The sequence below is a fragment of the Enterobacter cloacae complex sp. 382A5 genome (genome assembly GCF_050031095.1).
GTDB lineage: Bacteria > Pseudomonadota > Gammaproteobacteria > Enterobacterales > Enterobacteriaceae > Enterobacter > Enterobacter cloacae.
The window spans coordinates 2,600,894-2,613,886 of sequence record NZ_JBLGVK010000001.1 but is presented as its reverse complement, the minus strand read 5'-3'; the positions used below and the strand labels follow the sequence as shown (position 1 = coordinate 2,613,886).

Below are 12,993 nucleotides of genomic sequence, written 5' to 3'. Positions count from 1 at the left end.
TCTTTTAGTAAACCAGCGCTCGATACGTCAGACAGTATAGACAGAGCCAATACGACTTGCGTAACACACAGTAAAACAATGGGTTACTTCCTGCACCAGCCCACTAATTTACTAAAAGAGCCTTACCTTAGCATCATCCTTTTTTGGCAGGTCATCTCCCTGGGGACGTAATCAAGATTACTCACTTCTGAGTACGAAAATCATGATCTGCGTCAATTTTCCCCCAAGCTGATACCTTTCAGCAGGGTTATTTCTTTGAGATTATTCCAGTGTTAAATAATTAAGTAACTATTGGAAGTGGCGCTATCATTGCTTATACAAATATTTAACATCATGAATTGATAACGTTTTGGCACAGATTTCTGGTGAAGTATGCTGATAAAAAGCGTATCTTCAGCGCGATTTTCACTGACAGTTGTCAGCCCCGGGGCATACGCATAAGCGGAGCAAAATGTGATCTTATCGCTCTTTGATTTTCCTACATATTTTAAGTTTTTTATTGGTTTGTTTGCATTGGTCAACCCGGTGGGGATCATTCCTGTCTTCATTAGTATGACCAGTTACCAGACGGCGGCGGCAAGAAACAAAACCAATCTTACCGCTAACCTGTCAGTGGCGATTATTCTCCTGACCTCCCTTTACCTTGGGGATGCCATTCTTCAGGTGTTCGGTATCTCGATTGATTCTTTCCGTATTGCGGGTGGGATCCTGGTGGTCACCATCGCTATGTCGATGATCAGCGGGAAGTTGGGGGAAGACAAACAGAACAAGCAGGAAAAATCAGAAACCGCCATTCGCGAGAGCATAGGCGTAGTGCCGCTGGCGTTACCGCTGATGGCCGGTCCCGGCGCTATTAGCTCGACGATTGTCTGGGGTACGCGCTACCACAACTGGGTGCATCTGATTGGCTTTTCTGTCGCCATTGCCATTTTTGCGCTTTGTTGTTGGGGCGTTTTCCGCATGGCACCCTGGCTGGTGCGTCTGCTTGGGCAGACAGGCATCAACGTCATTACCCGTATTATGGGGCTGCTATTGATGGCCCTGGGCATCGAATTCATTGTGACCGGCATCAAAAGCATTTTCCCCGGCTTATTGCACTGAAGTTTCATATGAAAGAACGGAGCCAACGGCTCCGTTTTTTTTACGTGAATATCAGCAAATCATATAAATAAAGTTGAAATGCTTACATGTCATAATAAATTCTACTAATAATGTTCAATTCTTATATTTCAACGAGTTATTAATCCCACCGTTTCCTGCCTGCACAGAAAACCTGCGATCATTCTGTTATTTTACTCACACGATACTCTGGGGCTTGCTGAGTGATAACCGAAATGATATTAGTAAATTCAACGTTCCCTTAGAGGAATGTGCTAAATAATAATCAGTTGTTAAATTTTTGTACAAAATGACGTGATGGTAGCGCAGCGACGCGCGCAGAGAGACTGATTTTTTTATCTCTTTGAATGAAAAGATTTTTCTTGTCCTTTCATGTCTGACAGGGCTGCCCTCAACGATTTAGTACACTTCGTAAAAGAGAATTGCTTAACAAATTTGCAAAATGTATTGGCGTGCGTTTCCGCCTTTTGATACTTTCCGGCCTAATATTTTGCAGCATAAAACAAGAAGATGAGAATTATTTTCATATAGTCATCTTCGCGAATATCCAACACATGTCTCAGACAGGGGAGACGTGTAAAGAATCGACGCAAGACGGCCATACGAGCGGTCAGTAATAAAGAAGTCGGTGATAGCAAGAAGTAAAAAAAGAACCTGACAGCAGCAAAAAAAACTCCTGCGCTGTACAGGCCCCAACAGGGGATTACACAGCTGGCGAAGGCCAGTAATTATAATGAGTGGAGTACCAACACAATGTCCATCATCACAAAAAAAAATCTGGTAGCGGCGGGGATTTTAACTGCGCTAATCGCGGGCAACGCTGCAATGGCTGCGGACGTGCCTGCAGGGGTACAGCTGGCTGAGAAGCAGACGCTGGTACGTAACAACGGGGCGGAAGTCCAGTCTCTTGATCCGCATAAAATTGAGGGCGTGCCAGAGTCAAACGTCAACCGCGACCTGTTTGAAGGGCTGCTGGTCACTGACGTAGAAGGCCACCCGGCGCCGGGTGTCGCCGAAAAGTGGGAAAACAAAGATTTTAAAGTCTGGACCTTCCATCTGCGCAAAGATGCTAAATGGTCCGACGGTACACCGGTTACCGCCGAAGATTTCGTTTACAGCTGGCAGCGCCTGGCGAATCCAAACACCGCCTCTCCGTATGCGAGCTATCTGCAATATGGCCATATCGCCAATATCGATGACATCATCGCCGGTAAAAAACCGGTCACCGATCTGGGTGTAAAAGCGATTGATGCCAACACGTTTGAAGTGACGTTGAGCGAACCTGTTCCGTACTTCTATAAGCTGCTGGTTCACCCGTCTGTCTCCCCGGTACCGAAATCCGCAGTGGAAAAATTCGGTGAAAAATGGACCCAGCCTGCCAATATTGTGACCAACGGTGCTTATAAACTGAAAGACTGGGTGGTCAACGAACGTATGGTTCTGGAGCGTAACCCGCAATACTGGGATAACGCCAAAACCGTGATTAACCAGGTGACCTACCTGCCAATCTCTTCTGAAGTGACTGACGTGAACCGCTACCGCAGCGGTGAAATCGACATGACCTATAACAACATGCCGATTGAACTGTTCCAGAAACTGAAGAAAGAGATCCCGAAAGAAGTTCATGTCGATCCATACCTGTGTACTTATTACTACGAAATTAACAACCAGAAAGCACCGTTCACCGACGTACGTGTCCGTACGGCGCTGAAGCTGGCACTGGATCGCGATATCATCGTGAACAAAGTGAAAAACCAGGGCGATTTGCCAGCCTACAGCTACACTCCACCGTACACCGACGGCATGAAACTGGTTGAACCTGAGTGGTTCAAGTGGTCACAGGAAAAACGTAACGAAGAAGCGAAAAAACTGCTGGCCGAAGCGGGGTATACCGCAGATAAGCCGCTGACGTTTAACCTGCTGTACAACACGTCCGATCTGCATAAAAAACTGGCGATTGCCGTTGCCTCTATCTGGAAGAAAAACCTGGGCGCGAACGTTAAGCTGGAAAACCAGGAGTGGAAAACCTTCCTGGATACCCGTCATCAGGGCACCTTTGACGTGGCGCGTGCAGGCTGGTGTGCGGACTATAATGAACCGACATCTTTCCTGAATACCATGCTCAGCGACAGCTCGAACAACACGGCGCACTATAAGAGCCCGGCATTCGATAAGCTTATCGCTGAAACGCTGCAGGTTACTGACGATGCAAAACGCGCAGACCTGTACGCCAAAGCAGAACAACAACTCGATAAAGACTCGGCAATTGTACCGGTTTACTACTACGTGAACGCCCGCCTGGTGAAACCATGGGTTGGCGGCTATACCGGTAAAGACCCGTTGGATAATATTTCCGTTAAGAATCTATATATTATCAAGCATTAATGGCAATACGTGGGGCGGGCCTGGCTTGCCCCACTGTGTCTACTTTGTAACATTCATCAGGCACACGCCAGAAGGTACGGGCAATGTTGAAATTTATCCTGCGTCGCTGTTTAGAAGCGATACCAACGTTATTTATTCTAATTACAATTTCCTTCTTTATGATGCGTCTCGCGCCGGGAAGTCCATTCACGGGTGAACGTACGCTGCCACCTGAAGTGATGGCGAACATCGAAGCGAAATATCATTTAAACGATCCTATCTCCACGCAATACTTCAACTATCTGAAGCAACTGGCGCATGGCGATTTCGGGCCGTCATTCAAATATAAAGACTATTCCGTTAACGACCTGGTGGCGTCCAGCTTCCCGGTATCGGCAAAACTGGGTGCTGCGGCATTCTTGTTGGCCGTGGTTCTCGGGGTCACCGCAGGCGTTATCGCCGCGCTTAAACAAAATACCAAATGGGATTATACGGTAATGGGGGTCGCAATGACCGGGGTGGTTATCCCCAGCTTCGTTGTCGCGCCGTTACTGGTGATGATATTTGCCATCACGCTGAAATGGCTGCCCGGCGGCGGCTGGAACGGCGGGGCACTGAAATTCATGATTTTACCGATGGTGGCGCTTTCTCTGGCTTACATCGCCAGTATCGCGCGTATCACCCGTGGTTCGATGATTGAAGTGTTACATTCAAACTTCATCCGTACCGCGCGCGCGAAAGGGTTGCCGATGCGCCGGATTATCTTCCGCCATGCGCTCAAGCCGGCTCTTTTACCTGTGCTCTCGTACATGGGACCGGCGTTCGTCGGTATTATTACCGGTTCAATGGTTATTGAAACCATCTACGGTCTGCCGGGTATTGGCCAGCTGTTTGTTAACGGTGCCCTCAACCGCGACTATTCTCTGGTGCTGAGCCTGACGATCCTCGTGGGTGCGTTGACCATTCTCTTTAACGCTGTTGTCGATGTGCTGTATGCCGTTATCGACTCGAAAATCCGTTACTAACTGGAGCACGCCATGATGTTGAGTAAGAAAAACAGCGAGGCGCTGGAAAACTTCAGTGAAAAACTGGAAGTCGAAGGTCGTAGCCTCTGGCAAGACGCCCGCCGTCGCTTTATGCATAACCGCGCAGCGGTCGCCAGTCTGGTTGTTCTGGTGCTGATCGCGCTGTTTGTGACCCTGGCGCCGATGCTGTCGCAATTCACCTATTTCGATACGGACTGGGGCATGATGTCCAGTGCGCCGGATATGGAGTCCGGTCACTACTTTGGTACGGACTCGTCCGGCCGTGACCTGCTGGTCCGCGTCGCCATTGGGGGCCGTATTTCATTGATGGTGGGGATTGCAGCAGCGCTGGTGGCCGTGATCGTCGGCACGCTCTACGGCTCGCTCTCCGGCTATCTCGGCGGGAAAGTGGACTCGGTCATGATGCGTCTGCTGGAGATTTTAAACTCCTTCCCGTTCATGTTCTTCGTGATCCTGCTGGTAACCTTCTTCGGCCAGAACATCCTGTTGATCTTCGTGGCCATCGGCATGGTTTCCTGGCTGGATATGGCGCGTATCGTACGTGGCCAGACGCTGAGCCTTAAACGCAAAGAGTTTATCGAAGCGGCGCAGGTGGGTGGTGTATCAACAGGGAATATCGTTGTCCGCCACATTGTTCCTAACGTGCTGGGCGTGGTGGTGGTGTATGCCTCACTGCTGGTACCAAGCATGATCCTGTTTGAATCCTTCCTGAGCTTCCTTGGGCTGGGCACGCAAGAGCCGCTGAGCAGCTGGGGCGCGCTGTTGAGCGATGGCGCAAACTCAATGGAAGTTTCACCGTGGCTGCTGTTATACCCGGCGGGTTTCCTGGTCGTGACCCTGTTCTGTTTCAACTTTATCGGCGATGGCCTGCGTGATGCCCTCGACCCGAAAGACCGTTAAGGAGCGCCGTCATGACAATTATTGAAACGGCAACTGCGCCACAGGCGCAACAGCGGAGTGACCTTCTGCTGGATGTAAACGATCTCCGCGTCACCTTTAAGACACCGGACGGGGATGTCACCGCCGTAAACGATCTCAACTTCAACCTGCGAGCGGGTGAAACGCTGGGTATCGTGGGCGAATCCGGCTCCGGGAAATCTCAAACGGCGTTCGCGCTGATGGGACTGCTGGCCGCAAACGGTGTAATTGGCGGATCCGCCAAATTCAACGGACGTGAGATCCTCAACCTGCCTGAACACGAGCTGAACAAGCTGCGTGCCGAGCAGATTTCGATGATTTTCCAGGATCCGATGACCTCGTTGAACCCGTACATGCGCGTCGGTGAGCAACTGATGGAAGTCCTGATGCTGCACAAAGGGTTGAGCAAAGCTGAAGCCTTTGAAGAGTCCGTTAAAATGCTTGATGCGGTAAAAATGCCGGAGGCGCGTAAGCGCATGCGCATGTTCCCGCATGAGTTCTCTGGCGGTATGCGTCAGCGTGTGATGATTGCCATGGCGCTGCTGTGTCGTCCAAAACTGCTGATTGCCGATGAACCGACCACCGCGCTGGATGTGACCGTCCAGGCGCAAATCATGACTCTGCTGAACGAGCTTAAGCGTGAGTTCAACACGGCGATTATCATGATCACCCACGATTTGGGCGTGGTTGCCGGTATCTGTGACAAAGTGCTGGTAATGTATGCCGGCCGTACGATGGAATATGGCAAAGCGCGCGATGTTTTCTATCAGCCTGCGCACCCGTACTCGATCGGCCTGTTGAATGCGGTGCCACGTCTTGATGCGGAAGGGGAATCCCTGTTGACCATTCCGGGCAACCCGCCAAACCTGCTGCGCCTGCCGAAAGGCTGCCCGTTCCAGCCGCGCTGCCCGCACGCGATGGAGATTTGTAACAGCGCTCCGCCGCTGGAAGAGTTTGCACCAGGCCGTCTGCGCGCCTGCTTTAAGCCGCAGGAGGAACTGGTATGAACGCATTAGATGAAAAAAGAAATGTGCTGCTCGAAATTGCCGATCTTAAAGTGCATTTCGACATCAAAGACGGTAAACAGTGGTTCTGGCAGCCGCCCAAGACCCTGAAAGCTGTGGATGGCGTAACGCTTCGTCTGTATGAAGGGGAAACGCTGGGCGTGGTGGGTGAGTCCGGATGCGGTAAATCGACCTTTGCGCGTGCCATTATCGGGCTGGTGAAAGCGACCGGCGGTAAAGTGGCATGGCTGGGTAAAGATCTGCTGGGGATGAAGCCCGAAGAGTGGCGCGACGTACGCAGCGATATCCAGATGATATTCCAGGATCCGCTGGCCTCCTTAAACCCGCGTATGACCATTGGTGAAATCATTGCCGAGCCGCTGCGGACCTATCATCCGAAGATGCCACGTCAGGAAGTACGCGATCGTGTTAAGGCGATGATGATGAAAGTGGGGCTGCTGCCAAACCTCATCAACCGCTATCCGCACGAATTCTCCGGCGGCCAGTGTCAGCGTATCGGTATTGCCCGCGCGTTAATCCTTGAGCCGAAGCTGATCATCTGCGATGAGCCTGTCTCCGCGCTGGACGTGTCGATTCAGGCGCAGGTGGTTAACCTGCTGCAGAAGCTGCAGCGTGAGATGGGGCTGTCGCTGATCTTCATTGCGCACGACCTGGCGGTGGTGAAGCACATTTCTGACCGCGTACTGGTCATGTACCTGGGCCATGCCGTGGAGCTGGGCACCTATGATGAGGTGTACCACAATCCACTGCACCCCTACACCAAAGCGCTGATGTCCGCGGTGCCAATTCCCGATCCCGATCTGGAAAAAAATAAAACCATCCAGCTGCTGGAAGGCGAATTGCCGTCGCCGATTAACCCGCCATCAGGCTGCGTGTTCCGTACGCGATGCCCACTGGCCGGGCCGGAGTGTGCGAAAACACGACCGGTTCTGGAAGGCAGTTTCCGACATGCGGTTTCCTGCCTGAAAGTAGACCCGTTATAATCGCAAGGGCTGACATGATGTCAGCCCTTATTTTTTGCGAGGTTACCGTGTCGAGTCTATTCACCTCAGCCCGTCGGCGGCTTTATCATTTTTTATTCGATCCTAAAACGATATCCGGACGCCGCTTCGAAGGGATCTGCGGGCTGTTTGCACTCATCAGCGTGGTGGTTATTTTCTTTGAATCGGGAGCCGGGACGCAGTATCACCTGACCTATGATGAATGGCATATATTTGTCTGGATCGAACTGATTATTACCCTGGTCTTTACTGCCGAATATCTGCTGCGGGTTGTCTGCTGGCCCAACCCGGCGAGATATGTTTTCAGCTTCTGGGGATTTATCGATTTAGCCACCGTCCTGCCGCTCTACGTCATGTGGTTGTGGCCGGAGATTAGCATGAGCTATGTCTTTGCATGGCGGGCGATGCGCGTTATTCGTGTATTACGTATTCTGAAATTGCTGCGTTTTATGCCGTCTCTGCGGGTCTTCTGGAGCGCAATAGTCAGTGCCCGGCATCAGCTCATTCTGTTTTACTCGTTTATCGCGATCGTCATGATTGTTTTCGGTGCGTTGATGTACCTGATAGAAGGGCCAAAATATGGCTTCACAACGCTGAATGCCTCTGTGTATTGGGCCATTGTCACCGTCACGACCGTTGGCTACGGGGATATCACGCCGCATACGCCGCTTGGACGTATCGTCGCATCGGTGCTGATTCTGATTGGGTATTCGGTGATTGCCATTCCGACAGGTCTTATCACAACCCATATGAGCAGCGCATTTCAGAGCCGCAAACAGCAGCGAAAATGTCCGGGTTGTCACCAGGCTGAACATGAGCTTAACGCCCGCTTCTGTAACCGTTGCGGGAGTGCGCTACCGGGTTAAACAAAAAAGGCTGCATCCGCAGCCTTTTACTATTCGCGCCAGATGATATGGCACAGCTTATGGTCTTTCTCGCGGCAGAGCAGCACGCGGGCGAAGATGTCATTAATTTCGCCACCATCTTCATCTGCCAGCCCAATCACCACTTCGGCAAAGAAGTCAGGATTGAGATCGTAATCCACGTGCTCAGCCCAGTCTTCTGCAGGGTCGAATAACTCCGCACCGCCGCGCTCTTCGAACTGCAGATTAAAGAGGATCACATCTGCGGGATCGAGGTTATCAACCGCCAGTTCGAGAAAAATGTCATAGGCCTGCTCGAGCGTTTCGTCTTCGGTCAGGCGATTGTTCAGATCCATTTCCATGATGACTACCTGTTAAACATCGTTGGGCACGTTTTACAGCAACGGACTAAAGAAGTAAAACAGTCGTTCAGCAATTCTCTGCCACAGCGGACGTTTTACCCACAGCCGGGCATCCAGCAGGCGCGAACGGGAGATATAATCGTCCTGTACCGCCGCCAGGTCACCCCCGAATCCGGCATCATCAATGACCAGCGTGATTTCAAAGTTTAACCACAGGCTGCGCATATCCAGGTTTACCGTGCCCACCAGACTTAACTCACCGTCCACGAGGACGCTTTTGGTATGCAGGAGCCCGCCTTCAAACTGGTAGATTTTTACACCGGCGGCAAGCAGTTCGCTAAAGAACGCTCGGCTGGCCCAGCCCACCAGAAGCGAGTCATTTTTGCGTGGCAGAATGATGCTGACATCGACACCGCGCTGTGCTGCGGTGCAGATTGCGTGCAGCAGGTCATCGCTCGGAACGAAGTAGGGCGTGGTCATGATCAGATATTCACGCGCCGCGTAAGTGGCGGTCAGTAGCGCCTGATGGATTAAATCCTCCGGGAAACCCGGCCCGGAGGCAATGGTATGGATGGTATGTCCGCTGGCCTCTTCAAAGGGCATGATATTGCCATCCGGTGGCGGCGGGAGAATACGCTTACCGGTTTCTATCTCCCAGTCACAGGAATAGACAATCCCCATGGAGGTGGCGATAGGTCCTTCCATCCTTGCCATCAGGTCAATCCACTGGCCGACACCCGAGTCCTGCTTGAAGAAGCGGGGGTCAACCATGTTCATGCTGCCGGTATAGGCAATATAGTTGTCGATCATGATCATCTTGCGGTGCTGGCGAAGATCCATCCGGCGCAGGAAAACGCGCAGTAAATTGACCTTTAACGCCTCCACCACTTCGATGCCGGCATTACGCATCATCCCTGCCCAGGGGCTACGGAAAAAGGCGACGCTGCCTGCGGAGTCGAGCATCAGACGGCAGTGAATGCCACGACGTGCGGCAGCCATCAGCGATTCCGCCACCTGGTCTGCCATCCCGCCGGGCTGCCAGATATAGAACACCATCTCGATATTGTGACGAGCCAGTTGAATATCGCGGATCAAGGCCTGCATGACGTCATCAGAAGAGGTCAGCAACTGGAGCTGATTGCCTTTTACCCCACCAATACCTTGTCTGAGTTCGCACAGTTTAAATAATGAGGAGGCAACGCTGCTGTTTTCCTCTGCGAAGATATGTTTACAGGCTTTGAGATCGCTCAGCCATTTGGCGGTGGAAGGCCACATGGCCCGGGCACGCTCGGCACGACGCTTGCCCAGATGAAGTTCACCGAAAGAGAGATAGGCAATAATTCCTACCAGCGGCAGGATATAAATTATAAGAAGCCAGGCCATGGCAGAGGGTACGGCTCTGCGCTTCATCAGGATGCGCAATGTCACACCCGCGATTAACAGCCAGTATCCCAGAATGACCAGCCAACTCACCACGGTGTAGAAGGTTGTCATAGGTAAAAAAATCCTTTTGAAAGCGTATTGTTATGAGTGTACGCATCAGGAATCATCTGGCAAATAAAAACGCCAGGTAAAAGCGCTGGTTTGCTGCAGGGTTGGGTTTATAATGGCCTCTCTTTTAGAGAAAGAGTTGTAGACATGAAGCGCAGTAGAACTGAAGTAGGGCGCTGGCGCATGTTGCGACAGGTGAACCGTCGTAAGGCTCGTTGGCTGGAAGCACAATCCCGCCGCAATATGCGTATACACGCCATCAGGAAATGTGGAATGACCCGGCACCGCAACGCGTTGCTGTTCGCAGTCCAGGATTTCTGAGAACCATCAGGGCACCGCAAGGTGCCCAATGATTTTATGGCGTCTGGTTGTTGGGAATAGCGTCTTTGCAGCGCTATTCCTGTTGTGTTGAGCAAAAGGAGGGAGAAGTGTTTGCGGAGTTTGGCGTACTGAATTTCTGGACATACGTTGTCGGCGCATTTTTTATCGTGCTGGTGCCAGGGCCGAATACTTTATTTGTGCTGAAAACCGGGATTGGTCACGGCGTTAAAAAAGGCTATCTCGCCGCCACCGGCGTGTTTATCGGCGATGCCGTATTGATGTTCCTGGCCTGGGCGGGCGTTGCCGCGTTAATTCAGACCACACCGGTACTGTTTAATATCGTACGTTATTTAGGTGCTTTTTATCTGCTGTGGCTGGGCGGCAAAATGCTCTGGTCGGTTATTACCCGTCAGAATAATACACATGAAAGCGGTACCGAGCCTGCCAGCATGATCATGAAACGCTCGCTGGTATTGAGCCTGACGAACCCGAAAGCGATTCTGTTCTACGTCTCGTTCTTTGTTCAGTTTATCGATGTGAATGCGAAGAATACCGGTACCTCTTTCCTGATCCTCGCGACCACGCTTGAGCTAATAAGCTTTATGTATATGAGCTTCCTGATCTTCTCAGGCGCTTTTGTCACACGTTATCTGAAAACGAAAAAGAAACTGGCAAAGCTGGGGAACGGCCTGATAGGACTGTTGTTTGTCGGGTTTGCGGCGCGGTTAGCATCGCTGCATTGATTGCAAGAAAGGCTCCTGAGGGAGCCTTTTTGGTATCAGAACACTTTTTTGTACGGCCGAACCGTCACTTTCGCATACACACCCGCAGCAACGTACGGATCGGCATCGGCCCAGGCCTGAGCGGCCTCCAGGGATTCAAACTCGGCAATCACCGTGGAGCCAGAAAAACCGGCAGCACCCGGATCGTTGCTGTCGACGGCCGGCATAGGGCCCGCAGTCAGTAAACGCCCTTCATCCTGCAGCAACTGTAAGCGTGCGAGGTGAGCAGGGCGTACAGACTGGCGTTTTTCCAGGGAATCAGCGACATCTTCAGAGTAAATCACATAAAACACGGTGAAGCTCCTTAACCATTAAAAGTGTCAGTTACGTTATGTGAAAGGACAACTGACTGCAATGTAAAATAAAAACAATGTTAATACCCTGATCTGAATGCCTCTTTTTTGGCCTCTCCCGCGCCTAAATTGCGCCAGAACAAAGTGTCTTATTGAATATGATTGCTATTTGCATTTAAAATCAGGATTCGGTTTTTTAACGTTGATGATTATGACTTCGATGACCCTTGATTTACCTCGCCGCTTTCCCTGGCCGACGCTGCTTTCTGTCGTGATTCACGGTGCTGTCGTGGCGGGTTTGCTCTATACCTCGGTTCATCAGGTTATTGAAATGCCAGCGCCTTCGCAGCCCATTTCAGTGACGATGGTCTCGCCTGCGGATCTTGAGCCGCCGCAGGTTGCACCACCGCCGCAGCCGGTTGCTGAGCCGGAGCCAGAACCAGAACCTGAGCCGGTTCCGGAGCCACCAAAGGAAGCGCCGGTGGTGATCCATAAGCCCGAACCCAAACCGAAGCCTAAGCCGAAACCAAAACCGGTGAAAAAGGTGGAGGAGCGCCCTAAACGGGAAGAACGCCCTGTTGAACCACGCGCTACGCAGAGGGTAGAAAACACAGCGCCTTCGCGTCCGTTGATGAATAACACGCCCGCGACCGCAAAACCGACTCCAACCGCGCCCGCTGGCCCGCGCGCCGTGAGCCGCAACCAGCCGCAATATCCTCCTCGTGCTCAGGCGTTGCGCATTGAAGGTCGCGTGCGGGTCAAATTTGACGTCACCCCGGACGGGCGTGTTGATAACGTGGAAATCTTGTCTGCTCAGCCTTCAAATATGTTTGAGCGTGAAGTGAAATCGGCGATGCGCAGATGGCGTTATGAGCCAGGCAAACCAGGCAGTGGGTTGATCGTTAATATTGTTTTCCGCCTGAACGGCGGGGCGCAGATGGAATAAGAAAAGCCTCCGCAAGGAGGCTTTTTTATGCCTGAAGATCAGGCCTGAGGCAGCTGGCGGGGTTTGCCCTCGCTATCGACTGCCACATAAATAAACAGCGCTTCTGTTGCTTTATAACGCTGTCCAATCGGTTCAGATGAGACCTTCTTCACCCAGACTTCAATGTTAATGGAAATGGAAGTATTACCGCGCTTGACGCAGCGTGCATAGCAGCAGACCACATCACCCACCGCGACCGGGCGCAGGAAGGTCATCCCATCCACCCGGACGGTCACAACGCGACCATGCGCGATCTCTTTTGCCAGAATTGCGCCGCCCATATCCATTTGCGACATCAGCCAGCCGCCAAAAATATCGCCATTGGCATTCGTGTCCGCAGGCATTGCCAGTGTGCGTAAAACCAGTTCGCCCTGAGGGGCGTCATTTGTTGTCATTGTTTTAAACTCGTAACTGAAGACTTCA

15 protein-coding genes are annotated in these 12,993 nt (G+C 51.8%); 10 read left to right on the top strand and 5 right to left on the bottom strand.

Features of this window, described 5'->3' with window-relative positions; genetic code table 11:
• Positions 1 to 272 precede the first annotated feature (272 nt).
• A complete protein-coding gene (locus tag ACQG2G_RS12340; protein ID WP_162185062.1) occupies positions 273 to 548 on the bottom strand; it encodes a hypothetical protein in 276 nt (91 codons plus the stop codon).
• On the opposite strand from ACQG2G_RS12340, the gene ACQG2G_RS12335 reads away from it, so the two are divergent.
• From ACQG2G_RS12335 to ACQG2G_RS12305, 7 genes are all read left to right on the top strand, one after another.
• A complete protein-coding gene (locus ACQG2G_RS12335; protein WP_038419826.1) occupies positions 454 to 1,101 on the top strand; it encodes a YchE family NAAT transporter in 648 nt (215 codons plus the stop codon). The two genes, ACQG2G_RS12340 and ACQG2G_RS12335, sit on opposite strands and share 95 nt — an antisense overlap.
• A gap of 771 nt (positions 1,102 to 1,872) precedes the next feature.
• Positions 1,873 to 3,504 (top strand): oligopeptide ABC transporter substrate-binding protein OppA, encoded by a 1,632-nt coding sequence (oppA, locus tag ACQG2G_RS12330; protein ID WP_020690922.1) that lies wholly within the window; start codon positions 1,873 to 1,875, stop codon positions 3,502 to 3,504.
• A gap of 83 nt (positions 3,505 to 3,587) precedes the next feature.
• Positions 3,588 to 4,508 carry an oligopeptide ABC transporter permease OppB gene (gene oppB / locus ACQG2G_RS12325; protein WP_369118589.1) on the top strand — a complete coding sequence of 307 codons (921 nt, stop codon included), beginning with the start codon at positions 3,588 to 3,590 and terminating at the stop codon, positions 4,506 to 4,508.
• A gap of 12 nt (positions 4,509 to 4,520) precedes the next feature.
• Positions 4,521 to 5,429 carry an oligopeptide ABC transporter permease OppC gene (gene oppC / locus ACQG2G_RS12320; protein WP_013096272.1) on the top strand — a complete coding sequence of 303 codons (909 nt, stop codon included), beginning with the start codon at positions 4,521 to 4,523 and terminating at the stop codon, positions 5,427 to 5,429.
• Positions 5,430 to 5,440: 11 nt separating this feature from the next.
• Positions 5,441 to 6,454, top strand: a complete 1,014-nt coding sequence (locus tag ACQG2G_RS12315) for an ABC transporter ATP-binding protein (RefSeq protein WP_013096273.1) — start codon at positions 5,441 to 5,443, stop codon at positions 6,452 to 6,454.
• Entirely contained in the window at positions 6,451 to 7,455 is a 1,005-nt protein-coding gene (gene oppF / locus ACQG2G_RS12310) for a murein tripeptide/oligopeptide ABC transporter ATP-binding protein OppF (protein WP_020690924.1), read from the top strand. The genes ACQG2G_RS12315 and oppF overlap by 4 nt, the downstream gene beginning before the upstream one ends.
• Before the next feature lie 14 nt (positions 7,456 to 7,469).
• The gene (locus ACQG2G_RS12305) at positions 7,470 to 8,339 is read left to right on the top strand and encodes an ion transporter (protein ID WP_061771736.1); all 870 of its coding nucleotides are present in this window, start codon (positions 7,470 to 7,472) and stop codon (positions 8,337 to 8,339) included.
• A gap of 29 nt (positions 8,340 to 8,368) precedes the next feature.
• Here the strand turns inward: ACQG2G_RS12305 and ACQG2G_RS12300 are convergent, their stop codons facing one another.
• Together ACQG2G_RS12300 and cls are read right to left on the bottom strand one after the other, a co-directional pair.
• A complete protein-coding gene (locus tag ACQG2G_RS12300) occupies positions 8,369 to 8,698 on the bottom strand; it encodes an HI1450 family dsDNA-mimic protein (RefSeq protein ID WP_013096276.1) in 330 nt (109 codons plus the stop codon).
• Between the two features lie 33 nt (positions 8,699 to 8,731).
• Positions 8,732 to 10,192: a cardiolipin synthase gene (gene cls / locus ACQG2G_RS12295; RefSeq protein ID WP_020690926.1), complete on the bottom strand. Its 1,461-nt coding sequence runs from the start codon at positions 10,190 to 10,192 to the stop codon at positions 8,732 to 8,734.
• Positions 10,193 to 10,336: 144 nt separating this feature from the next.
• On the opposite strand from cls, the gene ACQG2G_RS12290 reads away from it, so the two are divergent.
• Both ACQG2G_RS12290 and leuE read left to right on the top strand, forming a co-directional pair.
• Complete coding sequence (locus ACQG2G_RS12290) at positions 10,337 to 10,510, top strand: YciY family protein (RefSeq protein ID WP_086528096.1); 174 nt, start codon at positions 10,337 to 10,339, stop codon at positions 10,508 to 10,510.
• Between the two features lie 107 nt (positions 10,511 to 10,617).
• The gene (leuE, locus tag ACQG2G_RS12285; RefSeq protein WP_013096278.1) at positions 10,618 to 11,253 is read left to right on the top strand and encodes a leucine efflux protein LeuE; all 636 of its coding nucleotides are present in this window, start codon (positions 10,618 to 10,620) and stop codon (positions 11,251 to 11,253) included.
• Positions 11,254 to 11,288: 35 nt separating this feature from the next.
• Here the strand turns inward: leuE and ACQG2G_RS12280 are convergent, their stop codons facing one another.
• Complete coding sequence (locus ACQG2G_RS12280) at positions 11,289 to 11,585, bottom strand: YciI family protein (RefSeq protein WP_013096279.1); 297 nt, start codon at positions 11,583 to 11,585, stop codon at positions 11,289 to 11,291.
• Between the two features lie 220 nt (positions 11,586 to 11,805).
• On the opposite strand from ACQG2G_RS12280, the gene tonB reads away from it, so the two are divergent.
• Positions 11,806 to 12,531 carry a TonB system transport protein TonB gene (tonB, locus tag ACQG2G_RS12275; RefSeq protein WP_013096280.1) on the top strand — a complete coding sequence of 242 codons (726 nt, stop codon included), beginning with the start codon at positions 11,806 to 11,808 and terminating at the stop codon, positions 12,529 to 12,531.
• 38 nt (positions 12,532 to 12,569) lie between these two features.
• Here tonB and yciA read toward each other — a convergent pair whose 3' ends face one another.
• Complete coding sequence (gene yciA / locus ACQG2G_RS12270) at positions 12,570 to 12,965, bottom strand: acyl-CoA thioester hydrolase YciA (RefSeq protein ID WP_013096281.1); 396 nt, start codon at positions 12,963 to 12,965, stop codon at positions 12,570 to 12,572.
• Positions 12,966 to 12,993: the final 28 nt, after the last annotated feature.

Bases quoted from the DNA above. Each gene is read 5' to 3' on its own strand.
- ACQG2G_RS12300 (WP_013096276.1), bottom strand. From the start codon at position 8,698: ATGGAAATGGATCTGAACAATCGCCTGACCGAAGACGAAACGCTCGAG.
- oppB (WP_369118589.1), top strand. From the start codon at position 3,588: ATGTTGAAATTTATCCTGCGTCGCTGTTTAGAAGCGATACCAACGTTA.
- yciA (WP_013096281.1), bottom strand. From the start codon at position 12,965: ATGACAACAAATGACGCCCCTCAGGGCGAACTGGTTTTACGCACACTG.
- tonB (WP_013096280.1), top strand. From the start codon at position 11,806: ATGACCCTTGATTTACCTCGCCGCTTTCCCTGGCCGACGCTGCTTTCT.
- oppF (WP_020690924.1), top strand. From the start codon at position 6,451: ATGAACGCATTAGATGAAAAAAGAAATGTGCTGCTCGAAATTGCCGAT.
- ACQG2G_RS12340 (WP_162185062.1), bottom strand. From the start codon at position 548: ATGAAGACAGGAATGATCCCCACCGGGTTGACCAATGCAAACAAACCA.
- ACQG2G_RS12315 (WP_013096273.1), top strand. From the start codon at position 5,441: ATGACAATTATTGAAACGGCAACTGCGCCACAGGCGCAACAGCGGAGT.
- ACQG2G_RS12290 (WP_086528096.1), top strand. From the start codon at position 10,337: ATGAAGCGCAGTAGAACTGAAGTAGGGCGCTGGCGCATGTTGCGACAG.
- ACQG2G_RS12305 (WP_061771736.1), top strand. From the start codon at position 7,470: ATGATGTCAGCCCTTATTTTTTGCGAGGTTACCGTGTCGAGTCTATTC.
- oppA (WP_020690922.1), top strand. From the start codon at position 1,873: ATGTCCATCATCACAAAAAAAAATCTGGTAGCGGCGGGGATTTTAACT.
- oppC (WP_013096272.1), top strand. From the start codon at position 4,521: ATGATGTTGAGTAAGAAAAACAGCGAGGCGCTGGAAAACTTCAGTGAA.
- cls (WP_020690926.1), bottom strand. From the start codon at position 10,192: ATGACAACCTTCTACACCGTGGTGAGTTGGCTGGTCATTCTGGGATAC.